We start from the raw sequence: 25,021 nt of genomic DNA, 5'->3' as shown, positions 1-25,021 counted from the left end.
TTCAATTCAGGCGAAGCTTGCTTTCGGCGACGGCGTACATGGGGCGCCACAGCAAGCGGTTGAACAGTACGACGAACAGCGCCATGACGGCAATGCCCAGCAGAATGCGCGGATAGTCGCCGGCGGCGGTCGTCTGCGCGATATATGCGCCCAGCCCGTGCGCGGCGACCTTGTCGTCGCCCCATTGCACGTACTCCGAGACGATCGACGCGTTCCACGCGCCGCCGGAGGCCGTGATGGCGCCCGTCACGTAATACGGGAAGATGCCCGGCAGCATCACCTGACGCCACCACTGCCAGCCGCGGATGCGGAAGTTCGTGGCGGCTTCCTTGAAGTCGTTCGGGAAGGCCGTTGCGCCTGCGATGACGTTGAACAGGATGTACCACTGCGTGCCCAGCACGATGAGCGGCGAGAGCCAGATGTCCGGGTTGGCGCGGAAATGGACGATGGCCACCACGAAGATCGGGAACAGCAGGTTCGCCGGGAAGGCCGCGAGGAACTGCGCGAGCGGCTGGATGCGCTCGGCGAGCTTCGGGCGCAGGCCGATCAGCACGCCCAGCGGCACCCAGATGACCGACGCGATCGCAATGAGTACCACCACGCGAACGAGCGTGATCACGCCCAGGCCGAACACGCGCAGCACCTCGGCGTAGCCGACTTCGGCCAGCACGAACGTACAGATCTTCCACGCGGCGGACACGCCGAGCACCACCAGCAGCGCGGCCCAGAGCCCGTCGATCAGGCGCGAGAGCGGGGTCTTCGATTCGGAATGGATCGCCGCGGGCAGCGACAGCGGCATGCGCAGCCGAGCGAGCGTGCGCAGCAGCTTGCCGAACGGGCGCAGCAGATACTGGATCGCGCGCGTGCGCTGGATCACGTTGAGCACCCACGACTCGGGCGCGGCCTGCGAGACCGTGTCTTCCAGGCGGAACTTGTCGGCCCAGGCCACCATCGGGCGGAACAGGAACTGGTCGTAGATCACGATGACGACGACCATCGCCAGGATCACCCAGCCTACGGCCTGCAGATCGCGCTGCAGGATAGCCGTGGCCAGATAGGCGCCGATGCCGGGCAACGTGACTGTCTTGTCGCCGACGGTGATCGCCTCGGACGCCACCACGAAGAACCAGCCGCCCGACATGCTCATCATCATGTTCCAGATGAGGCCGGGCATGGAGTAGGGCACGTCGAGCTTCCAGAAACGCTGCCACGGCGAAAGACGCAGATTCACGGCGACTTCCGACAGGTCGCGCGGCTGGGTGCGCATCGACTGGTAGAACGAGAACGTCATGTTCCACGCCTGGCTGGTGAAGATGGCGAAGATGGCGGCGCATTCGGCGCCGAGCACGCGTCCGGGAAAGAGGGCGAGGAAGAACGTGACGGTAAACGAGATGTAGCCCAGCACCGGCACTGACTGGAGGATGTCGAGCATCGGCACGAGCAGCTTCTCGGCGCGGCGGCTCTTTGCCGCGAGCGTGCCGTAGACCAGCGTGAAGAGCAGCGAGGCGACCATTGCCGCGAGCATGCGCAGCGTGGTGCGCAGGGCGTATTCGGGCAGGTTGGCCGGGTCCAGCGAAATGACCTCGGTCTGCAGGTCGGCCAGCGGGGCCCACGTCTGGCGGATGCCCGAGGAGCTGACCATCAGGAAACCGATGATGAGCGGGAAGGCAATGAAGTCCCAGCGATTGGGCAGCAGGCGTCGCGCAGTGGCGGGGATGAACGGACGGGCTACGCGCGTCATCGGTACCTCGAGTGAATGCGGGGGGCGGACGAACAACGGATCTGGAGCGTCTGTGTGCGGCACGGCAGCGACGATGCCCGCGCGCACGGACGGCAGCGGATGCTACCAGATTGCCTCGGCGTTTGATGTTAAAGCGCGTGCATCGGTCTGGCAAACCGGGCATTGCGTGACCGACTGTGGTTTTTATGCTGCACTGCGCAAGTACCATGTTTCGCTGCGTGATACCGAACCGCTGGCTTGCGTTGCGGCGGCGTCCAGGCGTCCAGGCTTGCGGCCGGCGGGGCGCACGGCTGGCGCAGGCGGCACCCGGATCGCGTCAATGGCGACCTGTGGACGTTTTTGCCGCCTGCCGTCTTGTCGTGAAGATATGAACTTTCTGAGCGCGGCGCGGACCAATCCGCGCGGCTTGATTCGGGCCGTGCGGTCATGTAGTGTGCACCGCTCGCACGGGCCACGGCGCCTGTGGCCGCCGGCAATACGCCGCGGCCGAGAAACGGCTTGCCGGCCCGTCCCCTCATCCCCCTAGACAAGCAAGGAATGCGCCGCATGACGACGCCATTGGACGCGCGTTGCGAGCGTGCACGACAACTGAGTGCCGCCGGCCGGCTCGACGAAGCGATCGCCGAGTTGCGTCAAGTACTGAAACAATCTCCCGAATTTCTGCCCGCCCTCGAAGGGCTCGCCTATGTCTCGTTGCGCACGAGCGCGTTCGAAGATGCCGCCGACGCCTTCGACCGGTTGCTCGCACTCGTGCCGCAGGCCGGCGCGCAAGCCACCTACGACGCCGCGATGGCCAGCCTCAAGGCAGGCCGTCCGATCCGCGCTGAGGCATTGTTCGAGGCGACCGTCCAGCAGTCGCCCGACATCATCGGCACGATGCACACGATCGGCCTTACCTGGGCCCAGGCGGGCGACAACGCGCGTGCGCTTCTCTGGTTCGAGCGCACGTCGGCGAAAGCGCCCGCGCTGTGGCAGGCGCATTTCAATCGCGGTCGCGCGCTCGGTGCGCTCGGGCGCTATGACGAAGAGATCGACGCCTACCGGCTCGCCAACGCCATCGCCCCGCAGCAGCCCGATCCGCTGGTCAACCTGGGCGTGGCGCTGCGTGAGCGGCACGAATTTGCCGAGGCGCTGCAGTGCCTGCGTCAGGCGGTCAAGCTCGCGCCCGAACATCCCGGTGCGCGCACCAACCGCGCACAGACCAATCTGCTGCTCGGCGACTTCGAGCATGGCTGGCACGACTATGAATGGCGCTGGCAGGACGGTGGCCAGAAGCGCCGGTTCAGCGAGAAGCTGTGGGACGGCAAGGCGCCGCTCGCGGGCAAGACCGTGTTCGTCTACAGCGAGCAGGGCTTCGGCGACACGCTGCAGTTCGTGCGTTTCGTGCCGCGCCTCGTCGAGATGGGCGCCAACGTGGTGCTCTCGGTGCAGGCGCCGCTCGTCACGCTCCTTGGCGGCTTCGCGCGCGGCGTGACCGTGCTCGGCGAGCACATGCCGGTGCCGTCGTTCGACTGGCAGATGCCGCTGTTGAGCCTGCCGCACCTGCTCGAGATCGGCGGCGACGTTGCCATGTCTTCGCCCTATCTGCGCGCGAGCGCGGCGCGCGAGACGATCTGGCGCTCGATGCTGGGCGCCAGGCCGGAAGGGCAATTGCGCGTGGGCTTCGTGTGGCGCGCACGGCCTTTCCCGCCGAATCGCGACGTGGCGCTCGAGCACTGGGCGCCGGTCTTCGATACCGGCGCACAGTTTTACTCGCTGCAGGTCGACGCGACGGAGGAGGAGCGCGCGCAGCTCGCGGCGCACGGCAATGTGCGCGACATCGGCGCGAAACTCAGCGACTTCGCAGAGACGGCGGCCGTCATCGCACAGATGGATCTCGTGATTGCCGTGGACACGGCCGCGCTGCATGTGGCCGGGGCGCTCGGCAAGCCGGTCTGGGGGCTGCTCGGCTTCACGCCGGACTGGCGCTGGCAGCTCTCGCGCCGGGACAGCGACTGGTATCCGTCTGTCACGCTTTATCGTCAGCCGCAACGCGGCGACTGGGGCAGCGTGATGGCGCAGGCCGGCGCCGATCTGGCCCTGTGGCGGCAAGGCGAGCTCGTCACGCCGTAGGGCGCGCCGCGCCCGGGCGCCGGTGCGTCCGTCGGCCGGCGTCCCGCCAATGATCAGCCGGCGTCTGCCTGATCGCTGTCGTCCTCGCCCATGCGTGTGTAGATGTTCCAGCTCGCGATGAACAGGGCGGCGATGAGCGGGCCGATCACGAAGCCGGTGAGCCCGATGAGCGACATGCCGCCGAGCGTGGAGATCAGCACCACCCAGTCGGGCATCTTGGTGTCCTTGCCGACGAGAATCGGCCGCAGCACGTTGTCGACCAGGCTCACGATGATGCCGCAAAACGCGAACAGGACCACGCCCTTCCAGATCGAGCCCGAAAGCAGCAGCCAGACGCCGACCGGCACCCACACGAACGCGGCGCCGACGGCCGGCAGCAGCGACAGAAACGCCATCACCACGGCGGCGAGCACCGACCCCTGAATGCCCAGCACGGCGAAGATGAAACCGCCGAGCGCGCCCTGCGCCACCGCGACGGCGATGTTGCCCTTCACGGTCGCCCGCACGACGGTCGTGAACTGGCGGATCAACTGGCTCTTGTGGCGCTCGTCGAGCGGAATGGCGCGACGCACGATCGTGCCGAGGATCGCGCCGTCGCGCAGTAGAAAGAACAGCAGGTAGAGCATCACGCCGAAGCTCACGAGCAACTGTGCCGTGTTCTGGCCGATGCTCACCAGGTTGACGGCGACGAAACGCCCGATTTGGGCCGCGCCGTCGCCAAGCCGTTGCTGGATGGCGTTCAGGTCCTGCACGCCGGCCAGGTCCATCACGCGGTGCACGCTGGCGGGCAGGCGGTCGAGCAGTTGCTGAAAGGCGATGGTGAGTTGCGGCAGATCGGTGCGAAAGCGCACGAGCGCCGCGCTGATTTCCTGGGTGAGCATGCCGACGACGAGCGTGAGCGGCAGAATCACGATCAGCAGTACCAGCGCGAGCGTGATGAGCGCGGCCAGATTGCGCCTGCCGCGCATGTGGGTGAGCAGGCGGCGCTGCACCGGCTGGAACAGTACGGCGAGAATCGTCCCCCAGAACAGGGCGCCGAACAGCGGAAACAGAATCCATCCGAACACCACCGTCACGACGAACAGCATGAGTTGGAAGACCTTGTGCTGGTCGCTACGACTGGACATGGGATTTCCTTGCAGAGGAGGGCGGCGCCGAAAGCGCCTTCACCGTTCTTATATCAGAATCGGGCGACGGGCCGAATTGCGAGAGGATGCGCAGCACGAGCGGATGGCCCTCGCCGCGTCGCGAGCGGATCGCATGGATTTCCTCGTGAACGCCGTCGGGCCGGCCGAGCCAGCGCAGGCCGCGCAGCATCGACACGTCGCCCGCGCCGGTCTCGCTCAACGCAAACACGCCCATGCCGCGCGTGGCGAACACGGCCATGAGCGCGCTGTCCTCGAATTCGCCCACGACGTTCGGGCGGATGCCCTGCGCCTCGAACCACAGATCCAGACGGGCGCGCAGCGCCGAATGTCCGGTGGGCAGCAGGACGGGCAGCGTGCTCAGGCATGCGGGGAAGTGGTCGCGCGACGTATGGCGCACGATCGATGCGGGACCGTACCAGTCCACGGGCGACTCCACCAGGCGCTCACTGGCCAGTCGCAGCGTCGGGTTGTACGGCGCGGGCTGGCTCGCGAGCACGAGGTCGAGCTTGTGGAGGGCGAGTTCGGCGAGCAGTTGCTCGTGCTCGCCTTCGTGGCAGACGAGCCGCAGCGAGGGCGTGTCGAGAACCGGCGCGAGAATCGCGTGCGCGGCGAGCTTCGAGATGCCGTCCGCGAGGCCGACCGCAAGGCGCGCGACGCGCCCGCTTGCCGCTTCACGGACTTCATCCGGAATCGATTGTCCGAGGCGGAAGATCTCCTCGGCCCGCCGGAACGCCGCCTGACCCGACTCGGTCATGGCAACCCCGCGCCCGGCCGGCTTGAGCAACTGATGCCCCAGCGATTTCTCGAGTTCGCGCACCTGGGCGCTGATCGTCTGCACGGCCATGTCCAGACGTTCGGCCGCCCGTGCGAACCCGCCCTCCTTGACGACGACCCAGAAATAGTAAAGATGTCGGTAGTTCAACATGATGGGTGACTTCGAAAAAACCGAACTGTTGTGAAGTATATGGCTGGTTTTTGCGAAGCGTGAGTTGCGTGATGATGCTGTCCTGACTCGCACACTACGCAGAGTGCGGGATAACGAAGGCTCTGGATGCCGCCGGGGACGGCGGCGACGGGCCGATAACCTACGGAAACTCTGGCGCACATATGGACTATCTTCTTGCTTTGGCGGTCGACCCGGCGGTATGGGCGGCGCTCGTCACGCTGGTGGTGATGGAGGTCGTGCTCGGCATCGACAACCTGATTTTCATCTCGATCCTCACCAACAAATTGCCGGAGTCGATGCGTGCGCGCACGCAGCGCATGGGCATTGCGCTGGCGCTGGTCATGCGACTGGCGCTGCTGGGCACCGTGGCGTGGATTGCGAAGCTAACGGCGCCGCTGTTCGAGCTGTTCGGTCACGGTTTTTCGTGGCGAGACCTGATCCTGATCTCGGGCGGGCTGTTCCTTGTCTGGAAGGCCACGAAGGAGATGCATCATCACGTCGCGACGGGGCCGGACGACGCGCATGGCGAACCTGGTGAGGCATCCGCGGGCGGCACGCTCGCGACGATCTCGGCGCGCGCGGCGGTGCTGCAGATCCTCATGCTAGACCTGGTGTTCTCGATCGACAGTATCGTGACGGCGGTGGGCATGACGGAGCACATCCCGATCATGTTCGTGGCCGTGATTGCCGCGGTGACGGCGATGTTGTTCATGGCCGGCCCGCTGTCGCGCTTCATTGCCGCGAACCCGACGGTGGTGATGCTGGCGCTGGGCTTCCTGCTGGTGATCGGCATGACGCTGATCGCGGAAGGCTTTGGCTCGCATATCCCGAAGGGTTACATCTACGCGGCGATGGCGTTCTCGGCGTTCGTCGAAGGGTTGAACATGCTCACGCGACGCGCCAGGGCGCGGCGTGACGCGGCGAGGGCGAAGGTCCTGCACTGAGGCCCACGGCGACGGGACGATGGCGGGACTCTGACCATTCGCCGGATCTGACGTGGTGCCCCGGGCGGTGTCGGCGAGAGCTGGCGCCGCTTTTTTTGCGCGCATGTGCGGAAATGAGACGGAAGAGAACCGGAAGAGGACTAAGAGGGCGGGAGGATTCGGATTTTTCGAAGTTTCGCGAATGGAAATGCAGGTTTTTTCGTTGAGCTGCCACCGATACATTGAAGGCGTTGTCTTTTACGTGACGGAGCGAAACGATGAAGTGTCCCGTGTGCGGTACCCCGGACCTGCTGATGACGGAGCGTCAGGGAGTGGAAATCGATTACTGCCCGAGTTGCCGGGGCGTGTGGCTCGATCGCGGCGAGCTGGACAAACTGATCGAGCGCGCGGACGGCGGCGGCACGATGCCGGCGCATCCGGCGCATCCGGCGCATCCGGCGCATCCGGCGCATCCGGCGCATCCGGCGCATCCGGCGCGCGGCGGCGCCGGCGACGAGCGCATGCCGCGCGAGTATCGTGATCCGCACGACCATCGCGAATACGGCGACGGCGCGCATCGCCGCAGTCCCCAGTATGGTCACGACGGCCGCCGTCGTCACTATGAGCAGCCTCGCAGGAAGAAGTCGCTTTTCGAGATGTTCGATTTCGACTGACGCCGGCCAATGGATGTGGGGTGGTGGTTATTTTGTCTCCTTAGAAAGGGGGATAAAAAAGGCCACAAAGCCAGTAACCATGCGGCTATCACCTGCCCCGGGTCGTCGAGAAAAAAATGCAAGAAAGCGATTAAAAACGGCGCAATCTTCAGCAGATTTGCGCCGTTTTTGTCACTTGAATGCGAAGCGATGCCCCGATTTTGAACGCCAGGCTGGCCATAGCGCGGATCGTTGGCAGCATTGCGGCCTCCGTCCGGCGACCCGTACTTCGAATAGCACTGCAACCCCGTAGGACTGGATGACTCCAGCGCATTGTCCAGCGCGCGTTTCAGGGCCTGTTCAGGCTCTTCTTCTTGAAACACGATGCTGCTCTGGTAAAAGCAAAGCAGCAGTATAAATCCTTGTCAATTAGCTCGCTGTGATTTTAAGCAGTCGTTGAACTTCTTCGCTGGTGGCGCCCTTGTTGGTCATGTAATCGTACAAAACCGATAAGACAGCGGCGCGGCGTTCGGGCTTCAGGCGCAGCCCCCGCTCCTGTAGCCATTCTTCCAAAACTCTGTCCACAAACTGGAGTTTCTCCAAATCTACCTTAGGGCCGCCCGGCGTAATTGTGCCGACAACCTCGCCGCGCGCCTTCGGCACCACGGGTTTGTCTGGGGCCGGCGCGGACGCATCCGCCTGGCCCAAGTAACGCGCCGGAATCTCATAGACGCGCCGAGTCCCGCCCAGGCCCTTGCGTTCCTCGAAGTACCAACGCTCCTTTTCCGCCCTCGCAATTACATTGGCCTTCGTCGTCGGGAGGTCGGGCAACGCCATTCGGGCTATTTCCGAGGCTGAGTGCAACTTCTTCATCGATACAGTTCCATGCCCGCTAATCGTATCGCTATCGATACAGTTTGATTTGAAATTGCCATAATTTAAGAGCTTGTTTTCAAAGGATTCTTGATCTGATTGTGCTTGACGACCATGCCGAGCAAACCGTATCGACTGAACCGTATTGACAATACATTTCGATACGGTTAAGCTTCGTTAAAACTGACCTTCGGGACTATCACCCGAACAAAAAACCGGCTGTCACCGGTGATTCAAAAGGAGCCGACATGAGCCGTACCCAAGCCCCTGGCTGGCACAAGGAAGACATCAAGGCCGCCATCCGCAAGCGGGGCACCACGATGAACGCGCTGGCGCGCGAGCGTGGCCTGCCGCCGTCCACCGTGCGCAATGCCTTGGGCCGTCCCGCCTTTTCGGGCGAGCTGGCGATCAGCCAGTTTCTCGGTGTGCCCGCGCACGAACTGTGGCCGGATCGCTGGACACCCGACGGCCGGCGCATTCGCCCCCGCTACGCCCACAAGTATATCGAACCGGAATGCGGCGGCCAGGCTAACGCGCCGGCGTAGTTTTCACACGTCAATTCTAACGCTCAAGTGTTCCGAGCGCACCGGAAACCGTACTGAGGTGACAAGGGAATATCAAAAAATGAGTAAACGTCAACGCGCAGCGCGTACCGAGGCGGCCGAAGGCCAACTCGCGCTCAATTTTGATGTGTTTGCCATCGACACGCCCAGCGGCGTGGTGGCCGTCAAGGGCGAGAACATCCTGGATGCTGCTATCCGCCAGGCCCTGGTCGTTGTGCTGGATGCGGCCTTTGGCCGGGGCCTGTCCCGCGAACGTGTGGCCGAACGTGTGGCCGAACTGCTCAGCCGTCCCATCAACAAATCCCATCTCGATCTGTGGACGGCGCCCAGCCAGGCCGACCGGCGTATCCCGGTCGATGCCTTCATGGCGATCATGATCGTTTGCGAGGATTTCAGCCCGCTGGAATGGATGGCGCATCACGTCGGCCGCAAGGTGCTGACTGCCGACGAGGCGCTGTGTGCCGAATTTGGGGCGATGGCCGTGCTGGATCGCCACATCAAGGCCAAGCAGCGCGCCATCGAAGGCCAGATGGACGAGAAGCTGCTCGGTCAACTGATGCACCGGATCAAGCGGGCCTCCAAATGAGTGCTCTGATAAAAACCCACTACAGCGCGGCGGAATTGGCAGCCATGCGGTTGGCTGGCCTACCAACGACCAAAGCAAACGTGATTGCGATGGCATTAAGGGAGGGCTGGGTCAGCCAGCCACGCTCTGGTCGCGGCGGTGGCTATGAATACGCGCCTCCCGCCAACGTGCTAGCAGCTATCAAAGCCAAGGCCGCCGAACAGTTGGCAGCAACGCTGCCCGCACCGTCGCTGCCCACGCGCCGCGAAGAGCAGTTGCCGCTGATCGAAACCGAAGCCCAGGCGCTCAAGGCCGATGCCCGCAAAGGCGTGCTGCTGGCGCTCGACCTGCTGATGCAGCGCTCGGGCTATCCGATGAAGAAGGCCGCCGCCGTTCTGATCGACATGGCCCGCATTGGCTCCGCCAACGAGCAGTTGGTCGGCATGCTCAAGATGGCCCGCGACGAGCGCGGCCGCAAGAGCCCGGACGGCCTGCCGAGCGTGCGTAGCGTGCTGCGCTTTGTCGAGTACGAGCGCGGTGGCATGCTGGCGCCGAAAAAGCGTGAGCGGGACATGAGCGTGCCCGACTGGGCGCCGTTCTTCCTGGGCCACTACCAGCGCCCGGAAAAGCCCACGGTCGAGCATGCGTATCGCCAGTTCGTTCGGGATTGGCTGCTGGCGCAGCCGATGCGACCAGCGCCGAGCGTGTGGCAGGTGCGCCGCTTCCTGGCCAAGGTCGGTAACGTGTCGCGCGAGATCGGCCGGATGGGCGAGCGTGAACTGAAGACACTCAAGCCTTTCATCCGGCGCGGCTTCGAGCACCTGCTGCCGGGCGACATCTACAGCGCGGACGGGCACACGTTCGACGCCGAAGTGCAGCATCCGTTGCACGGCCGCCCGTTTCGGCCGGAAATCACGACCGTCATCGATATCGCCACCCGCCGCGTGGTCGGCTGGTCGGTCGGGCTGGCGGAGTCCGCGCTGGCGGTGCTCGACGCGCTGCGCTATGCCTGCCTCAACGGCGGGATCTGCGCGGTGTTCTATGTGGACAACGGCTCCGGCTACAAGAACGAGATGATGACGGACGTGGCCACCGGCTTCATGGGCCGCCTCGGCATCGAGATGGTGAACAGCCTGCCGTACAACTCGCAGGCGCGCGGCGTGATCGAAAAGCTGCACCAGACCATCTGGGTGACGGCCGCCAAGGAACTGCCCGGCTACATCGGCCACGACATGGATCGCGAGGCGAAGCTGCTGACGTTCAAATTGTCCCGCAAAGCGATTGCCAAGCCGGGCGAAGTGATCACGATGCCGCTGATGGCCTGGCCGGCGTTCGTGGCCTTCTGCGAGCAGAAGGTGGCCGAGTACAACGACCGCCCCCATCGCAGCCTGCCCAAGCTGACCGACCCACAGACCGGGCGCCGGCGCCACATGACGCCCAACGAAAAGTGGGCGCAGCACGTCGCGCAAGGCTTCGAGCCCCATCGCGTGGCCGACGACGAAGCCCGTCCGCTGTTCCGCCCGCAGGTGCTGCGCACGGTGCGCCGCTGCGAGCTGGAGGTGTTCGGCAACCGGTATTTTGCCCGCGCCCTGGAAGAGTTCCACGGCACCCAACTGCGCGTCGGCTATGACATCCACGATCCGCAGATCGTGTGGGTGTACGACGAGGACGGCCGGTTCCTCTGCACCGCAGAGCTGGATGCCAACAAGCGCGACTACATGCCGAAGTCAGTCATCGAGCGCGCCCGCGAGAAGCGTGCCGCCGGCCGCGAGAAACGCCTGGAAGCCAAGCTGGTCGAGGTGCGCGAAGAGTTGCGCGGCGCCCCGGTGCTGGAGCACAGCGACACCGTCACCATCCCCGGCTTCATGACGATCAATCGCGAGCAACTCGCCCAGCGGGCGCGTGAAGTCGAGGCCAGCGAGCCGGTGTCAATGGTCGCGCCACACCCGGTGGCGGACGTGATGCCCGCGCCAATCACGGAAACGACGGCCTGGGGCGTGCCCGCCACGCCGGAAGCGCGTTGGGCCGAATGGCTGCGCCTGAATCAACTGAACGAGGAGGAAATCGACGACGAGAAAGCAAGGAAATGGCGGCACACCTATCAGGCGACCGCCGAATTTCGGACTTACCAACGGAAAACCGCATAACGATGCCGCACCGCTGCAACGGCAATGCGCATCGCCTTGACCATCGAACAGTTGACGCAGGAAGGCTTCGTGGTCATCGGTATCGAGTACTCGAGCGGTGCGAAACCCACCGTCCAGGTGCAAACGTGCTCCCTGTGCCGCGCGCTGGTCGAGCGCGGCGAGGCGACGTACTACCGCAGCGGCCGAGGTGAGTGCGGCCACTACCGCACAGGCCAATTTCAGCGCAACGGGTGCCGTGTGTTGTGGACCGAGCAAGGCCATTGACGGGAGGCGCAATGAAAGTCAAATGTCCCGCCTGCGGAGCGGTCGCCAGCCTCGATGCTCTGATCGGGCACGACGGCGCGCGCGAAGCCGTATTGGCCGCTCTCCAGATGCCCGCACCGCTCGCGAAGGTGCTGATCCAGTACGTCGGCTTGTTCCGACCGGCTACGCGAGAGCTGTCTTTCGACCGGCTCGCCAAGCTGCTAGGTGAACTGCTGCCCGACGTCAATGCACAGCGCATCGAACGCGGTGGCCAGGTGTTCGATGCGCCGATCGAAGCATGGATCGAGGCGTTGGGTCAGGTGCTGGCCGCGCGGGAGTCGGGGCGGCTCAAAGTGCCGCTGAAAACTCACGGCTATCTCTACGAGGTACTGGCAGGCACGCGCGTCTCGTCGACCTCGGTGATGACGGCGGAGCCGGCGACCGCCCCACGCCAGATGGGCAAGGTCGCTGCCGGCCTGGCGGCACTCGAGCAATTCAAGCATGGCTAACGATCTCGCGTGGCTGCGCGCCGAAGTCGGGACGGGCCTGCAAAAGCTGGTCCTGCTGCGCCTGCCTGGTGCGCCGTCGGCCGAGTTGCTTGCAGCCACCGCAGCGGTGTGGCTTGAAGCGCTGGAGAACCGAACGAAGCGGTGCTCGCGGAGGCGCTGGACGCGGCGACGAGTGAAATTGAAGCGTACCTTGCTGGCCGGTACGCGCTGCCGCTGGCGTCCGTGCCGAAGGTCGTGGCCGGCTTTTGCTGCGACATCGCGCGCTTCCAGTTGTGCGGCCACGGGACGTCAATGACCGACGAGATTCGCAAGCGCTACGACGCGGCCATCGGCTTCTTCAAGTTGGTGGCGGATGGCAAGGTGACGCTCGGCGTTGCGCCGGCCGGTGACGTGCCCCAATCCGACAACGCGGTTCATTTCGTGCCAGGCACCCGCGTGTTTGGCCGAGACGTTCGCTAATCGCTATGACCCATATCCCGATCATTACCGCGATCGAGCTGGGCATCGTCGACCGGCTGACGCGCGGTCTCGGCCGCATGGTGTCGGAGGTCAAGACCTACGGCGGCGAGTTCGATGACGACGAGCTGGACGAAGTGGTGCGCCGCTTCCCTGCCGCATGGGTCACTTTTGGTGGCGTTAAACGTACCGACCCGCACGGAACCAGCAAGGGGAAGTGGAAGGCCGAAGCGGTGTTTGTCGTGATGGTCGGCGCTCGCAGTGTCCGCAGCGAAGAGGCAAGCCGGCATGGCGGCGCCAGTCAGGTGGAAGTCGGCACCAACCTCCTGATCGCGTCGGTTCGCAAGTTGCTGACGATGCAGGATCTGGGGCTGCCCATTCGAGAGTTGGAACCCGGTTCGGTTCGAACGTTGTTCAACACGCAAGTGCGGCGCGAGGCGATGTCCGTATTCGCCCTCGAATTCCGGACGGCATGGATGGAGGAAAGCCTCTTTCTCGGCGCGTATCCCCAGGGCGCTGTGGAAGACCCGAACGGTCTGGGAGCGGTTTTCGAGCAGTACGGCGGCAAGCTCGATCCGCCGACACCGGACTGGAAAACCACGGTGCTCAAGTACTACTTGCAGCCCAAGGACAGCGGCACCCAAGGCGAACCGGATGCCGAGGACAGAGTGTAGATGAAAGAGGAGTGACCCATGTTGGTGAAAGCACGAACCGGCCTGCGCGTGCCGAAAGAACGCGCTTCGCGCGAGTACATCACGGATACGGATGCAATTGAGGTGCCGGATACCGTGTATTACCGCCGTCGAGTTGCGGAAGGCGATCTGGTCATCCAGGGCGCCGAAGGTGCCGTTGTGACGCCGGCCACGGCCGACGGCAAGAAGTCCACTAAGGGAGCGTAATCCATGGCAAGCCCTAACGTCAGTTTTGACACCATCCCGTCCGGTCTGCGCAAGCCGGGACAGTACGTCGAGTACAACACGCGGCTCGCGGTCCGCAACCTTCCGACCAACGAGCAGACTGTGCTCATCGTCGGCCAACGTTTGGCTGGTGGCGCAACGCCGGCCTTGACGCCGATCGACATTTTCTCCGGGGATCAAGCCGCCAGCGCATTCGGTGCCGGTTCACTCGCCCATCGAGCCGCAGTCGCCGCCATCAAGGCCAACAAGTATGTGACGCTGACGGTGATTGCTGTCGACGACGCGGCGGCGGGCCAACCGGCCAAGGGGACGGTCGAGTTCGCGGGCACGGCAACGGCCGACGGCGCATTCGCGTTGTATGTCGCAAATGACCGCGTGGACGTTGCGACCTATGCGGACGACACCGCCGCAATGATCGCCGCTCGCCTGGTCGACACGATTACGCAGACCGAAGCTCTGCCGGTGACCGCGACGCTGGCGGACGCGAAGGTCACCATCACGGCCAAGAACAAGGGCGAGATGGGCAACGCGATCAAGCTCGACCAGTTCAACCGGTCGGCGGGCGTCACCGCTACCATCACCGCCATGGCCGGCGGTCTGAACGATCCGGACATCTCGCCCGCCCTCGACGCGGTCTTCGGGGCAACGTACAACATCTACGTGTCGTGCTGGAACACGCAAGCGACGCTCACGAAGCTGCGGGACCACCTCAAGACCATTTCCAACGCGATCGAAAAGCGCTCCGCGATCGGCGTCGTGGGCACGCCCGACACGCTCTCGACCGGTACGACGTTGGCCGGGGCGCTCAACGCCGAGCGCATTACCATCGGATGGCATCGTGGGTCGGTGTGTTTGCCGGCCGAGATTGCGGCTGGCTATGCAGCCGTGGTCGCGAGCGAGACCGACCCGGCGCGCCCGCTGAACACGCTCGTCATCGAGGGGCTGGATGTCACGCCGGTGACGATGCGGCCGAGTCGCACCGAGCAGGAGAAGGCGCTTCACAACGGCGTGACGCCATTGGAGATCGGTCCGGGCGACACGGTGCAGATTGTTCGTGCCATCACCACCTACACCAAGAACAGTACGGGGGCTGACGACCCCGCACTGTTGGACCTGACCACGATCCGCACGCTGGACTACTTCCGCAAGGCCGTCGTGCAGCGAGTCGCGCTGCGCTTTCCGCGCGACAAGCTGTCCACCCGTACTCCGCCGAAAGTGCGAAGCGAGATCCTCGACGTGGCCATCAAGTGCGAGGAACTGGAAATCCTCGAAAACGTGGACGCGCACAAGGGCATGTTGATCGTTGAAAAGGACTCGCAGGACGCCAATACGCTGAACGCGGCGATCCCCGCCGACATCGTCAACGGGCTGCACATTTTCGCTGGTCGCATCGACCTGATCCTGTAAGGCCGATCAATCTCACGCAACTAAGGAGCCAACCATGGCATTGGAAGAATACGTCGGCGCCATCGTGCTGGAAGTTGATGGTGTCGAGGCCGAAGTGGTGTCGATGAGCGTCGACTCCCAGACCGGCAAGAAGCCGGTCAAGACGATGAACCGCACCGGCAAGGTGAATCCGCCCGCACCGAGCAGGCCGTGCAGCGCGACGTTCAGGCAACCGAAGGGGCGTATGTTCGGGCGCACCGCAATATCCTCACCTCTTCGCAGCGACTCGCGAGCGCGCGTCAGCAGCTCGACACGCGTACAGATCAAGCCATCCGCCGCGAGATCGACCAAACGGTCGCCGCGTACAACAGGTTGTATCGAGCGGGATTCGCGTCGGCCAACGAGCAGGCCCGCGCGTTTCGGGCGTTAACTCAGCGACTGGCCGAACTGAACAGGGAGCTGCGCAACGTCGAGCAAACCGAGGGGCGATTGGCCCGTGGCGGCCGTGCCATGGCGAACCTGTGGCGTGCGGGAAGCGCTCTGGCCGGGGGCGCGGCTGGCGCGATGGTTGTGGCTCCGGCCGTGCGCGAAACGATGGCGTATGACCGGCGCTTGGCGATGATGGCCAATACGGCGTTCTCCGACCGGGACGTGGCGGGACGCCGGGCGGGGATGACGGAGCTGACCACTACGGCACCGACTAGCGCCGAGCCGCCATCGGCCCCCTGATTCGCGGAGGTGACCATGTTTGCCCTGTATCCCATCCTCGTGCTGGCGTCGCTGCTCATGACGCTACTCGCCTGGGCCCTCGCCCCCGCCCTCGCGGCCGTGGCAGACGACTCCGGCAACCTGCCGCGCGGGTTGCGGTGGTTCCAGACCTTCGATGCGACGCTCGACGCTGGGTGGCAGGACGGCTATCTCGACGCGTCGTGGGGAACCACACCGCTGCGGCGCTTTCTGGCTAGGGTGTGGTGGCTCTATCGCAATCCGGCCTACGGGTGGGACTACGGGCCATTCGGCGTGCCGTTCAAGGCGGCCGACTGGCGGGTACTGCGCTACGTCGAGCGGCCCGACCTGGTGCTTTTCATCGCCATCGGTCGCGGCGGTGCCTTCAACGTGTATTGCCACGCTCGCTGGGGCATGGCCAAGCTGGGCTGGAAGGCGTGGAATCGGTGGGATGGTCGTGACTGGGGCGCTCCCGCGTGGGCCGGTTATGAGCGCATCCCGCTGTGCTTCACCGTGAACCCGTTCAAGCGCAGGACGCTGGCGGCCGCAGCAGATCAATGAAAGAAGACGCGGCGAAGTGCCCGGTGTTGGCGCACCAGGCACGCCCCGCACCCGCAGATGACGCCTGCGAGCTTGGCAAGGCCGCGCCACCCCTGCAGAGGCGGCGTAAGCCTACCACACTTGACGAAGGCAATGCACAACGCATCTCCCATCATCCCCTGGCTGGGCGGCAAGCGCCGGCTGGCCGACAAACTCATTCCACTATTCCCGCCGCACGAGTGCTACGTCGAGGCATTCGCCGGCGGTGCCGCGCTGTACTTCCTCCGGCCCGTGCCGGCGCCGGTCGAGATCATCAACGACGTCAACGGCGAGCTGGTGAACCTCTACCGGGTCGTGCAGCACCACCTCGAAGAGTTCGTCCGCCAGTTCAAGTGGGCGCTCAGTAGCCGGCAAGTGTTCAAGTGGCAGCAAATGACGCGGCTTGAGACGCTGACCGATATCCAACGGGCCGCCCGGTTCTACTACCTGCAGCACCATGCCTTCGGTGGCAAGGTGGCCGGCCAGACCTTTGGGACGGCCACCACGGCCCCGGCCGTCAATCTGTTGCGGATCGAGGAATCGTTGTCGGCCGCGCATCTGCGCCTGGCCGGAACCCACGTCGAAAGCCTGCCCTGGCACGAGTGCGTTACCCGCTACGACCGGCCGCATGCGTTCCTTTATCTCGACCCGCCATACTGGCAGACCGAGGGCTACGGCGTCCCGTTCGAGTTCAGCGAGTACGAGGCGATGGCTGACTTCATGCGATCCGCGCGCGGCAAGGTCATGGTGTCGATCAACGACCATCCCGACATCCGGCGCGTGTTCGACGGCTTGCACATGCTCGACCTGGACATCCGGTACTCGGTGGCAAACAGCCACGGACGGCCGTCGACGAGCCGCGAGTTGGTCATTACCAACTGGGAGCCGGGTGTGATGGAGGGGCTGTTTTGACGGTGCCCGACGGTCAAGCGGTGCCTGGCCCGCGCGAATTTGCGCGGATTGCCGGCGCCCGAGCGCGCTACGTGCAATCTTGGCGACCAGCTCGCGGCCGTCCGGATGGTAGTAGCGCAGCAGCATGCGCGTGTCCTTATGGCCGCTGATCTTGGCCAACTCGTGCAACTCAAAAATTGGCGCAAGCGTCGACGTGGCTTCGTGCCGCAGGTCGTGCAGGCGCAGGTCGATGAAAAACGCCGGGTTCGGGCGGCGACCGTGTCGCCGGCACATTGCCTCGTAATCTTGCCTCGCCCGTTGCCTTGCCCGGATGAAGGCGCGAGTCACAGCGCCCGGTGTCATCGTGAAAACCCGACCACGCGGTGGCCGACCCGCGAGGTGCTGTCGCAGGGCTTCGCGTGCCCACGGCGTCAGCGGCACGTCCCGGGAGGTACCGTTCTTGGTATCGAGCAGGCGCACGATGCCGTGCCGCAGGTCGACGTGCTCGCGCCGGATGCCGCAGAGTTCTCCGCGCCGCATCGCAATCTCGGCCGCCAGCGTTACGATGACGGGCAGTTCGGCCGAGCGGGTCGACCTGACGATCCAGTCCAGTTCGCTACGGGGGCACTCAGATTCAGGGACGCCGCGTAGCCTGATGCGGGTGATCACGCGCCGGTCGCGAGCGTCGTCGACGGTCGGCCGACGCACGAGTTGTACCGGGTTGGCCAGGTCGGGCCAGCCCCAGTCTTTGCGGGCGACGGTGTACACATGGGAGAGCATGGCGAGTCTCCGAACGACCGTGGCCGGCGCTTTATCCTGCAGCCACTCATCGCGGATGGCGATGAGGTCGGTGTTGCGGATACGGTCAATCGGCCGGCCGGCGATGCGGGTCGACAGCCAGGTGCGGGCGATGGATTGCTCGGCGGTGGCGCCTTTCTTCAAGACGGACACCTCGGTGAGGTAGCGGTAAATGGCGGCGGAAAGGGTGGGAGGCGTGATACGGCGGAGGCGGGAGGGCTTCATGCAAAGCCACAATCATGCCGTAGTGACAAAATCTACGCAAAAGTCGTTGCTTGATCAGTGCCAAATGCGACGCAAACGGGTGCCAAAACGCGCGCCGCGCTACAATGGATGGCCTCGGCTCGCACGACCGCGCCAATGAAAAAGCCAGTCCTGAGGAACTGGCTTTCGCTTCGTGCGACGCGCACAAATGAAAACGGCTTCCATCGCTGGAAGCCGTTTTCGCATTTGGTGGCGAATCAGGGAGATTCCGGGCTTTTTGTAAATCCCCTGATAAATCAACAACTTGCCATTCTGGCGGGTGGGGTTGCGAATGAAAAAGTGACACCCCAAGTGTCACACGTTCGCCCCCAATCGGCAAGTAGCGATCTGGCACTTGCGATTGGAGTCGTGTAACAATGAGTAAGGCAACGAGCCTGCCCGAATACATTTCTCGGAAATCGGGGTTTCTAAGGAGAGTTTATGGGTAAGTGTAAATATTGTGGGTCAACGACAACGGCAGGTGGTGGTTGCTCGAAGAGTCCAACGAAAACTCATGTAGTTTATGAACCGCTGAAATGTATTTATTGCGGTTCCAAGACAACGGCGGGTGGTGGGTGTAGCAAGAGCCCCTCAAAAGGGCATGTTGTCGACGCGGGGCCGAAGAAGTGCATTTACTGCGGGTCAACGACATCAGCAGGTGGCGGTTGTAGTAAGAGCCCCACAAAAGGGCATGTTCTGGGTGGTGGGATAATGTAAGCGGGGTATTTATGGAAATCTCAAAAGAAGATAAAAAGAGAATTAAGGCGCTTGCCTCCGAGGGTAAGACCATTTCTGATATTTGGGGACAATTCAAAAAAACTTACCCTGACGCGGAGTACGTAGATATTTATTGGATTGTTTATGGTTCAGGTGGTCAAAGTGCTTTGGGTGTTAAAAGAACAATCACAAACAGAATCAACGAACTTGTTACCCTGAAGGACAAAAATAGATTCAATGAGGTGGTGGACGAATTGCAGGAGCTCGTCAATCACCTCTACAAAGAGCATAAGAAAAACAGAGACAAGTTGGCAAAAATTCGGGAAGCTCTTGGAGAGTGAGATAATCAAAAAGCCAGTCGTGTGACTGGCTTTTTGTTTTGATTTCCAAGATTTGACTATTTCTAAAAATTTCTTAAATTGGAAATAACACCTTGCCGAGTGTATGAGGTCAATATAATCATCCGATTTAAAAAGTCAAGATTAAATTGCTCCATACTGGAAGGTGTGGGGCAATTTTTTTATCTGTCGACTACCGTTCACTGTTCGGGAAGTTGCCCAGCAACGCAGAAGGCTCGTCAAAATAAAAACTGACTGCGTATCTCCAACCAAAATTCCATAGGAGATAGACGATTGCGAACCATTGGAATTTATTCCAAGAGGGGTGCTAGAAGAGACGTTAGCAGAGCACAAACGAGAGGCGTAATCTCAGACCGTGCTAACGGGGACATTTAAGGTCCTGAACTGAGAAAGCGGAGCGCTTAAATCGACTCCCTCCGGGTATGTAGCAAAGTACTAAGCTCGGCATTGCCACCCACCACAGATTTAATTTTCTGGGGCAAGGGTGAGGCTTTGCCGGGCTTAGTAGTCTGAAAGACTAATAACCCGGTAAAGACTCAAAGACACATCAGTCTTTCGAAGAAAGACTATATAAAATACAGTACAAATTCAGCACAGAATACGATATAGAAAACCATCCATAGAGATCTGTACCCGCAGGGAAATAAAAGAATAGATAGAAATAAAACGGACGGCGAGCGATTAAATCGCGTTTTTTCGAGGTTTTTTGTATAGAATGCTGTCCTGCTCAGGGCCTGCCCTGTTTGGTTCAATTTCAGGAGTGGATTTATCCAAATTGGACCTAAACTCACCGAGGACCTTGGAAATTTCCTGCACTTCGTTTGGTGTTGGGTTGGGTGAACCTGTTAAAGCCTCCAACTGCATAGCCTGATAATCCAACTGGTCCAATAATTTGGCATTCTGCTTTGTGGTTTTATCCACCTCCAAAAATTCCTTGAGCCCAATAACTTTTTTTGCTTTGGCTGAAACCCTCGCAAAAATCGGCTTTAAAGTCGCCTGCAACTTAGCAGGATTGAGCCTGCCCCATAGCTTTACCTTTCCAACTTCCTCATAGAGTTCCCATAGGCTTTTGTGATACTCGGCATAAGCGGTTTTTGCTTTCTCCGCTTTGGCATAAAATTCCTTGATTGTGGTGTGGTGGGCTCGCTTGGTGGGATCTCCACGCTCAAAACCCAATGCCTCCACAGCCTTGTGGTACTTATCCTGATAGGCCGTCATTTTGGCTTTGCCGTCAAACCAGTACCCAGCACCTAACTTCTTGGTTTTTGGGTTCACAGGCTTAAAAATCACGTGAATATGAGGGGTTGTTTCGTCTTTGTGTAGCACCGCCAAGGCTATGTTGTTAGCACCCCATTCTTTGCGGGCAAAATCCATTGTAGATTTAACCCACTCATCTAATTGCCTTTTGTCTTTGAATTCAGAGGCCCCAAAAAAGACATCCACAAAACGGCAGGCATTCTTTTTTGTGCCCTTTGGCACCTCACAGAGGAAGCCCATAATGTCATCTTTTTTCTCTAAAGTGACATTTTTTGACGTCTTGGAGGGGTTCGAATTGGCGACATGAACCAATCGCAAATGGTGATTTATCAGGTAGGAGGCTGATCCAACGTTTGTGTACTTTTTTATTCTTGTTATCGCGTAATTTGCCATTGTTTTTCTTCTGCTACCTATTAAGCATAGCGTGAAAAAATGGCTTGGCAAATTATAGCGATTTGAGGTGTTTATCAACGTCAGTTGTACGGGGCAAGTACACCCCGTAACTCACTACGGGGTGCAAGCACCCCCACGGCACTTCGTGCCTGGCTCGTCCTGCGGAGCTAGAACCAAAAGCATGGGGCAGGCCCCTTGCCCCCTTCCGAATGCCAATAAAAAATGCCACTCTTCGGTGGCATTCTTTCTTGACACTCGGCCTGAATTTTTCTTCGCTGTACCTATCAAATTTGATAGTTGACGCAGGGAGAATAAGTGTTACTTCCGAATTTTTAGTGCCAGATTTCAATCGGGTACTCCAATTTATCGATTGCCTCTTTGAGTACGTGGATTGGTTTTTTCTTCTGGTAGTTCACGAAGTGAGGCGAAGATAGGTCAACCCTTTCTTGTTCGTAGTGCCCAACCAATCCCATAATGATCGCAGGGTGGATATTCAAATTTGTCATCTCGTTGACGAAATTTGACCGCAATGAATGGAATGTTTTTCTGTCGTCTGTAATTTTCAGGAGGTCCAGATAGTCACCAAAACGGCGTGAGATATTCTTTCCGAATCCATTTTTCCCGCCTTCGGTAGGGAGCTTGTCTGGGAAAAATACCATATCATATCCCACCTTGTTGGTGGCTTTGGTTTCATCCAAATAGTCCAAAAATTTCGATTCCAGTATGGCTTTGTGAAATGGAATCTTGCGTACGGAATTTTTGTTCTTGGCTATATCGGCGGTGATATCGAATACCCACACTCCCTCATGCTGGTAGATATGCTGAAAGGTCATGCTCGCAAGTTCATTCTGGCGAGCACCTGTATAGAGGGCAAGGAAGGGGAGCCAGTAATAATCCGGCTTGTCCATGAACTCACGGTAGGTGGACTCATTGAAGATTGCTTGCAGATCCTCGGTGGTCAATTCCTTGTATGAGCGAACCTGCTGTTTGAGCTTGGTTTTGTTTTAGATTTTGACCTTATCAAACGGATTGTCCGCAAAGTAGAGGTTGTTACCTATTGCGTATTCAAACAACGACCGCAGGAAAGATAGGCGAGAATTGATAATACTTGCCGATTTGCCTTCGGCAAGTATGCGATTCTTGTAGCTCACTGCCTCATTGGCGGTGTACTGATTAATATCGTGGTCGCCATAGAACCCTTGGAACTCGCTGTAAATGCGCTCTTTGTCGTAGAGGGTCTTTGGAACGTTGTCGAGTTTTTTTTCAACGAGATAGAGCGACACTACCTCGCTGAATGGTTTGCTCTTGGGTGTAACCCGTTCCCCTTGGGGCATGCCAACGGCAGACCTTTCCAAAGAGGCCCGCGCCGATTGAGCCAATACGGAGTTGATAGCCTCCTGTGCGTATTGTTCTCGCAGGCCCAGCTTGTCCAAAACGGCAGATAGGGTATCCAGATCGTGAGGTTTCACGTCCTTGAAATTCACGCCACCTGTGGGGCTGACTTCAATGTCCAGCTTGCGGAGCTTGTCTGGGTCAAAATCGGGAGTGGACATTGCTAGTTCCATGTTCAACCGTAAGGCGAACAGTCTAGCAATGCGGAAATCCTTTGTCCCCAGAGAGAGGCGGGTCTTGACCTTGTTGCGAATGACTCGCAGGTAGTAGACCCCATGACGGGACTGATAGAGGCGGGGCAACTTGTGCATGTGACACACCAAGTGACCCACCGAATGGCAAAAGGGCTTTGTAACCTATTGATTACAAAGCCCTTTTGGGTATTGGTGGCGAATCAGGGACTCGAACCCCGGACCTGCGGATTATGATTCCGTCGCTCTAACCGACTGAGCTAATTCGCCGTAGAAGAGAGATTATAGGTAGGCCTATATGGACTGTCAACAGTTTTTTGCGAGAATTCGAAAACCGCGGACATGGGCGACGCGCGGCGCCGGGGCCGAGACGGATGACCGAGACAGAGGGCAGGCGATGCCGTGCCAGGTTCATCCAGCGCGCTCGCGCCAAAAAACAACGCCGGAACCCGAAGGCCCCGGCGTTGCCGTCATTGCGTCATCCCGGCCTGGATGACGGGGTGCGCCGTCAGTCGTTGGCGTAGATGTCGACGTCCTTGGTTTCCTTGACGAAGAGCATGCCGATCACGAAGGTCACCAGCGCGATCACGATCGGGTACCAGAGGCCGGAGTAGATGTCGCCCTTGGCGGCCACGATGGCGAAGGCGGTCGCCGGCAGGAAGCCGCCGAACCAGCCGTTACCGATGTGATAGGGCAGCGACATCGACGTATAGCGAATGCGCGTCGGGAACAGCTCCACGAGCATCGCGGCAATCGGGCCGTACACCATCGTCACGAAGATCACCAGAATCGCCAGCAGGATCACGACCATCGGCTTGTTCATCTGCGCCGGGTCGGCCTTCGCCGGATAGCCGTCAGCCTTGAGCGTGGCCGACATGTCGGTCTCGAACGCCTTGGTCTTGTCCTTCGCATCGGCAGCCTTGCCGTCGACCGACTGGATCACCTTGTCGCCGATTTTCACCGACGCGATCGTGCCCGCCGGCGCCGCTTCGTTGTGATAGTTCAGACCGGCGCGCGACAGGTAGCTCTTCGCGATGTCGCACGAACTGGTGAACTTCGAGGTACCGACCGGGTTGAACTGGAACGAGCACTCGTTCGGGTCGGCAATCACCGTGATCGGCGAGCGTGCCGTCGCCGCTTCCAGTGCCGGGTTGGCATAGTGCGTGAGCGCCTTGAAGATCGGGAAGTACAGCAGCGCCGCGAGCAGGCAGCCGGCCATGATGATCGGCTTGCGGCCGATTTTGTCCGACAGCGCGCCGAAGAACACGAAGAACGGCGTGCCGATCAGCAGGCCCAGCGCGATCATGATGTTCGCGGTGTTGCCGTCGACCTTGAGCACCTGCGTCATGAAGAAGAGCGCGTAGAACTGGCCCGTGTACCACACGACCGCCTGACCCGCCGTCAGACCGACCAGCGCCAGGATCACGATCTTCAGGTTCTTCCACTGACCGAAAGATTCGGTGAGCGGCGCCTTCGATGCCTTGCCCTCCGCCTTCATGCGCTGGAACGCCGGCGATTCGTTCAGTTGCAGACGAATCCACAGCGAGATCAGCAGCAGCACGATCGACAGCACGAACGGCACGCGCCAGCCCCAGTCGCCGAACGCCTCTTCACCCATCACCATGCGGGTGCCGAGAATCACGAGCAGCGAGAGGAACAGACCGAGCGTTGCCGTCGTCTGGATCCACGACGTGTAGAAGCCGCGGCGGCCGTGCGGTGCGTGCTCGGCAACGTAGGTGGCGGCGCCGCCGTACTCGCCGCCCAGCGCCAGGCCCTGCAGCAGACGCATGGCAATGAAGATCACCGGTGCCGCGATGCCCCACGAAGCGTAGCTCGGCAGCAGGCCGACCACCAGCGTCGACAGACCCATCAGGGTGATGGTGACGAGGAACGTGTACTTGCGGCCAACCAGATCGCCGATGCGGCCGAACACGATGGCGCCGAACGGGCGCACCGCGAAGCCGGCGGCGAACGACAACAGCGTGAAGATGAAGGCCGCCGTCGGGTTGATGCCGGAGAAGAAATGCTTGCTGATGAAGGCGGCCAACGAACCGGCCAGATAAAAGTCGTACCACTCGAACACCGTGCCCAGCGACGACGCGAAGATGACCTTCCGTTCTTCCGCGGTCATCGGCGCATGGGTGGTGGCTGTCGTTGCAGTAGCCATGCGGTTGTCTCCTGTAATGTAAGCACGCCCCTGGGACACGCCCGGGCCGTTGCAACTGATTATTGGAGGACAACCTTACCGCCGTCTGACGCCAAACTGACTCGAAGCTTACGCGGCTAGGGACTT

23 protein-coding genes, 1 tRNA gene and 3 pseudogenes are annotated in these 25,021 nt (G+C 61.2%); 17 read left to right on the top strand and 10 right to left on the bottom strand.

The window, feature by feature from the left end; genetic code table 11:
• Position 1 precedes the first annotated feature (1 nt).
• The gene (locus PNO31109_RS06350) at positions 2 to 1,741 is read right to left on the bottom strand and encodes an ABC transporter permease (protein ID WP_150554752.1); all 1,740 of its coding nucleotides are present in this window, start codon (positions 1,739 to 1,741) and stop codon (positions 2 to 4) included.
• Between the two features lie 546 nt (positions 1,742 to 2,287).
• Between PNO31109_RS06350 and PNO31109_RS06345 the strand changes: the two genes are divergently transcribed.
• Positions 2,288 to 3,853, top strand: coding sequence for a tetratricopeptide repeat protein (locus tag PNO31109_RS06345; RefSeq protein WP_174966288.1), 1,566 nt, complete (start codon positions 2,288 to 2,290; stop codon positions 3,851 to 3,853).
• Between the two features lie 53 nt (positions 3,854 to 3,906).
• On the opposite strand, the gene PNO31109_RS06340 is transcribed toward PNO31109_RS06345, so the two are convergent.
• Together PNO31109_RS06340 and PNO31109_RS06335 are read right to left on the bottom strand one after the other, a co-directional pair.
• Positions 3,907 to 4,980 carry an AI-2E family transporter gene (locus PNO31109_RS06340; RefSeq protein ID WP_150554750.1) on the bottom strand — a complete coding sequence of 358 codons (1,074 nt, stop codon included), beginning with the start codon at positions 4,978 to 4,980 and terminating at the stop codon, positions 3,907 to 3,909.
• A complete protein-coding gene (locus PNO31109_RS06335; RefSeq protein WP_150554749.1) occupies positions 4,967 to 5,926 on the bottom strand; it encodes a LysR family transcriptional regulator in 960 nt (319 codons plus the stop codon). Before PNO31109_RS06335 ends, PNO31109_RS06340 begins: the two co-directional genes overlap by 14 nt.
• A gap of 182 nt (positions 5,927 to 6,108) precedes the next feature.
• Between PNO31109_RS06335 and PNO31109_RS06330 the strand changes: the two genes are divergently transcribed.
• Positions 6,109 to 6,891: a TerC family protein gene (locus tag PNO31109_RS06330; protein WP_150554748.1), complete on the top strand. Its 783-nt coding sequence runs from the start codon at positions 6,109 to 6,111 to the stop codon at positions 6,889 to 6,891.
• Positions 6,892 to 7,148: 257 nt separating this feature from the next.
• On the top strand, positions 7,149 to 7,544 hold the full coding sequence (locus tag PNO31109_RS06325) for a TFIIB-type zinc ribbon-containing protein (RefSeq protein WP_150554747.1): 396 nt from the start codon (positions 7,149 to 7,151) through the stop codon (positions 7,542 to 7,544).
• On the opposite strand, the gene PNO31109_RS06320 is transcribed toward PNO31109_RS06325, so the two are convergent.
• Both PNO31109_RS06320 and PNO31109_RS06315 read right to left on the bottom strand, forming a co-directional pair.
• Entirely contained in the window at positions 7,490 to 7,906 is a 417-nt protein-coding gene (locus PNO31109_RS06320) for a hypothetical protein (RefSeq protein WP_150554746.1), read from the bottom strand. The genes PNO31109_RS06325 and PNO31109_RS06320 overlap by 55 nt on opposite strands.
• A 46-nt stretch (positions 7,907 to 7,952) precedes the next feature.
• Positions 7,953 to 8,396, bottom strand: coding sequence for a MerR family transcriptional regulator (locus tag PNO31109_RS06315; RefSeq protein ID WP_150554745.1), 444 nt, complete (start codon positions 8,394 to 8,396; stop codon positions 7,953 to 7,955).
• Positions 8,397 to 8,644: 248 nt separating this feature from the next.
• Here PNO31109_RS06315 and PNO31109_RS06310 point away from each other — a divergent pair, with 248 nt between their 5' ends.
• The 12 genes and pseudogenes from PNO31109_RS06310 (at position 8,645) to PNO31109_RS06250 (ending at position 17,399) form a co-directional block, all read left to right on the top strand.
• The gene (locus tag PNO31109_RS06310) at positions 8,645 to 8,941 is read left to right on the top strand and encodes a helix-turn-helix domain-containing protein (RefSeq protein WP_150554744.1); all 297 of its coding nucleotides are present in this window, start codon (positions 8,645 to 8,647) and stop codon (positions 8,939 to 8,941) included.
• Between the two features lie 79 nt (positions 8,942 to 9,020).
• Entirely contained in the window at positions 9,021 to 9,545 is a 525-nt protein-coding gene (locus tag PNO31109_RS06305; protein WP_150554743.1) for a hypothetical protein, read from the top strand.
• A gap of 44 nt (positions 9,546 to 9,589) precedes the next feature.
• Entirely contained in the window at positions 9,590 to 11,671 is a 2,082-nt protein-coding gene (locus tag PNO31109_RS06300) for a Mu transposase C-terminal domain-containing protein (protein ID WP_244958137.1), read from the top strand.
• Between the two features lie 24 nt (positions 11,672 to 11,695).
• Positions 11,696 to 11,935 carry an HI_1482 family protein gene (locus PNO31109_RS06295; RefSeq protein ID WP_174966287.1) on the top strand — a complete coding sequence of 80 codons (240 nt, stop codon included), beginning with the start codon at positions 11,696 to 11,698 and terminating at the stop codon, positions 11,933 to 11,935.
• Positions 11,936 to 11,946: 11 nt separating this feature from the next.
• Complete coding sequence (locus PNO31109_RS06290; RefSeq protein ID WP_150554742.1) at positions 11,947 to 12,423, top strand: HI_1489 N-terminal domain-containing protein; 477 nt, start codon at positions 11,947 to 11,949, stop codon at positions 12,421 to 12,423.
• 135 nt (positions 12,424 to 12,558) lie between these two features.
• A pseudogene (locus tag PNO31109_RS06285) lies at positions 12,559 to 12,882 on the top strand (gp436 family protein); the annotation flags it as partial.
• A gap of 5 nt (positions 12,883 to 12,887) precedes the next feature.
• The gene (locus tag PNO31109_RS06280; RefSeq protein ID WP_150554740.1) at positions 12,888 to 13,553 is read left to right on the top strand and encodes a DUF1834 family protein; all 666 of its coding nucleotides are present in this window, start codon (positions 12,888 to 12,890) and stop codon (positions 13,551 to 13,553) included.
• Between the two features lie 18 nt (positions 13,554 to 13,571).
• The gene (locus tag PNO31109_RS06275) at positions 13,572 to 13,778 is read left to right on the top strand and encodes a DUF2635 domain-containing protein (protein WP_150554739.1); all 207 of its coding nucleotides are present in this window, start codon (positions 13,572 to 13,574) and stop codon (positions 13,776 to 13,778) included.
• Positions 13,779 to 13,781: 3 nt separating this feature from the next.
• Positions 13,782 to 15,203 carry a phage tail sheath subtilisin-like domain-containing protein gene (locus PNO31109_RS06270; RefSeq protein WP_150554738.1) on the top strand — a complete coding sequence of 474 codons (1,422 nt, stop codon included), beginning with the start codon at positions 13,782 to 13,784 and terminating at the stop codon, positions 15,201 to 15,203.
• 189 nt (positions 15,204 to 15,392) lie between these two features.
• Positions 15,393 to 15,911: a hypothetical protein gene (locus tag PNO31109_RS06260; protein WP_174966286.1), complete on the top strand. Its 519-nt coding sequence runs from the start codon at positions 15,393 to 15,395 to the stop codon at positions 15,909 to 15,911.
• Between the two features lie 15 nt (positions 15,912 to 15,926).
• Positions 15,927 to 16,469 (top strand): DUF7338 family protein, encoded by a 543-nt coding sequence (locus PNO31109_RS06255; protein ID WP_150554737.1) that lies wholly within the window; start codon positions 15,927 to 15,929, stop codon positions 16,467 to 16,469.
• 132 nt (positions 16,470 to 16,601) lie between these two features.
• Positions 16,602 to 17,399: a DNA adenine methylase gene (locus PNO31109_RS06250; protein ID WP_150554848.1), complete on the top strand. Its 798-nt coding sequence runs from the start codon at positions 16,602 to 16,604 to the stop codon at positions 17,397 to 17,399.
• Positions 17,400 to 17,510: 111 nt separating this feature from the next.
• Here the strand turns inward: PNO31109_RS06250 and PNO31109_RS22290 are convergent.
• Positions 17,511 to 18,158: pseudogene (locus PNO31109_RS22290) on the bottom strand (site-specific integrase); the annotation flags it as partial.
• 378 nt (positions 18,159 to 18,536) lie between these two features.
• On the opposite strand from PNO31109_RS22290, the gene PNO31109_RS06240 reads away from it, so the two are divergent.
• Positions 18,537 to 18,794 (top strand): hypothetical protein, encoded by a 258-nt coding sequence (locus PNO31109_RS06240; RefSeq protein ID WP_150554736.1) that lies wholly within the window; start codon positions 18,537 to 18,539, stop codon positions 18,792 to 18,794.
• Positions 18,795 to 19,147: 353 nt separating this feature from the next.
• Positions 19,148 to 19,477, top strand: a complete 330-nt coding sequence (locus PNO31109_RS06235) for a hypothetical protein (protein WP_048628008.1) — start codon at positions 19,148 to 19,150, stop codon at positions 19,475 to 19,477.
• A gap of 699 nt (positions 19,478 to 20,176) precedes the next feature.
• On the opposite strand, the gene mobV is transcribed toward PNO31109_RS06235, so the two are convergent.
• From mobV to PNO31109_RS06215, 4 genes and pseudogenes are all read right to left on the bottom strand, one after another.
• Positions 20,177 to 21,145, bottom strand: a complete 969-nt coding sequence (gene mobV, locus PNO31109_RS06230) for a MobV family relaxase (RefSeq protein ID WP_072632768.1) — start codon at positions 21,143 to 21,145, stop codon at positions 20,177 to 20,179.
• A gap of 332 nt (positions 21,146 to 21,477) precedes the next feature.
• Positions 21,478 to 22,848 (bottom strand): annotated as a pseudogene (locus PNO31109_RS22345) (tyrosine-type recombinase/integrase).
• Between the two features lie 73 nt (positions 22,849 to 22,921).
• Positions 22,922 to 22,998: transfer RNA gene (locus PNO31109_RS06220), tRNA-Met, on the bottom strand.
• 238 nt (positions 22,999 to 23,236) lie between these two features.
• Complete coding sequence (locus tag PNO31109_RS06215) at positions 23,237 to 24,895, bottom strand: MFS transporter (protein ID WP_150554735.1); 1,659 nt, start codon at positions 24,893 to 24,895, stop codon at positions 23,237 to 23,239.
• Positions 24,896 to 25,021 lie beyond the last annotated feature (126 nt).

Source organism: Pandoraea nosoerga (assembly GCF_902459585.1).
Taxonomy (GTDB): Bacteria; Pseudomonadota; Gammaproteobacteria; order Burkholderiales; family Burkholderiaceae; genus Pandoraea; species Pandoraea nosoerga.
Note: the sequence above shows the minus strand (reverse complement) of the source record. Positions and strands in the feature narration are given on the sequence as shown.

Bases quoted from the DNA above. Each gene is read 5' to 3' on its own strand.
- PNO31109_RS06350 (WP_150554752.1), bottom strand. From the start codon at position 1,741: ATGACGCGCGTAGCCCGTCCGTTCATCCCCGCCACTGCGCGACGCCTG.
- PNO31109_RS06345 (WP_174966288.1), top strand. From the start codon at position 2,288: ATGACGACGCCATTGGACGCGCGTTGCGAGCGTGCACGACAACTGAGT.
- PNO31109_RS06340 (WP_150554750.1), bottom strand. From the start codon at position 4,980: ATGTCCAGTCGTAGCGACCAGCACAAGGTCTTCCAACTCATGCTGTTC.
- PNO31109_RS06335 (WP_150554749.1), bottom strand. From the start codon at position 5,926: ATGTTGAACTACCGACATCTTTACTATTTCTGGGTCGTCGTCAAGGAG.
- PNO31109_RS06330 (WP_150554748.1), top strand. From the start codon at position 6,109: ATGGACTATCTTCTTGCTTTGGCGGTCGACCCGGCGGTATGGGCGGCG.
- PNO31109_RS06325 (WP_150554747.1), top strand. From the start codon at position 7,149: ATGAAGTGTCCCGTGTGCGGTACCCCGGACCTGCTGATGACGGAGCGT.
- PNO31109_RS06315 (WP_150554745.1), bottom strand. From the start codon at position 8,396: ATGAAGAAGTTGCACTCAGCCTCGGAAATAGCCCGAATGGCGTTGCCC.
- PNO31109_RS06310 (WP_150554744.1), top strand. From the start codon at position 8,645: ATGAGCCGTACCCAAGCCCCTGGCTGGCACAAGGAAGACATCAAGGCC.
- PNO31109_RS06305 (WP_150554743.1), top strand. From the start codon at position 9,021: ATGAGTAAACGTCAACGCGCAGCGCGTACCGAGGCGGCCGAAGGCCAA.
- PNO31109_RS06300 (WP_244958137.1), top strand. From the start codon at position 9,590: ATGCGGTTGGCTGGCCTACCAACGACCAAAGCAAACGTGATTGCGATG.
- PNO31109_RS06295 (WP_174966287.1), top strand. From the start codon at position 11,696: ATGCGCATCGCCTTGACCATCGAACAGTTGACGCAGGAAGGCTTCGTG.
- PNO31109_RS06290 (WP_150554742.1), top strand. From the start codon at position 11,947: ATGAAAGTCAAATGTCCCGCCTGCGGAGCGGTCGCCAGCCTCGATGCT.
- PNO31109_RS06280 (WP_150554740.1), top strand. From the start codon at position 12,888: ATGACCCATATCCCGATCATTACCGCGATCGAGCTGGGCATCGTCGAC.
- PNO31109_RS06275 (WP_150554739.1), top strand. From the start codon at position 13,572: ATGTTGGTGAAAGCACGAACCGGCCTGCGCGTGCCGAAAGAACGCGCT.
- PNO31109_RS06270 (WP_150554738.1), top strand. From the start codon at position 13,782: ATGGCAAGCCCTAACGTCAGTTTTGACACCATCCCGTCCGGTCTGCGC.
- PNO31109_RS06255 (WP_150554737.1), top strand. From the start codon at position 15,927: ATGTTTGCCCTGTATCCCATCCTCGTGCTGGCGTCGCTGCTCATGACG.
- PNO31109_RS06250 (WP_150554848.1), top strand. From the start codon at position 16,602: ATGCACAACGCATCTCCCATCATCCCCTGGCTGGGCGGCAAGCGCCGG.
- PNO31109_RS06240 (WP_150554736.1), top strand. From the start codon at position 18,537: ATGAAAAAGCCAGTCCTGAGGAACTGGCTTTCGCTTCGTGCGACGCGC.
- PNO31109_RS06235 (WP_048628008.1), top strand. From the start codon at position 19,148: ATGGAAATCTCAAAAGAAGATAAAAAGAGAATTAAGGCGCTTGCCTCC.
- mobV (WP_072632768.1), bottom strand. From the start codon at position 21,145: ATGGCAAATTACGCGATAACAAGAATAAAAAAGTACACAAACGTTGGA.
- PNO31109_RS06215 (WP_150554735.1), bottom strand. From the start codon at position 24,895: ATGGCTACTGCAACGACAGCCACCACCCATGCGCCGATGACCGCGGAA.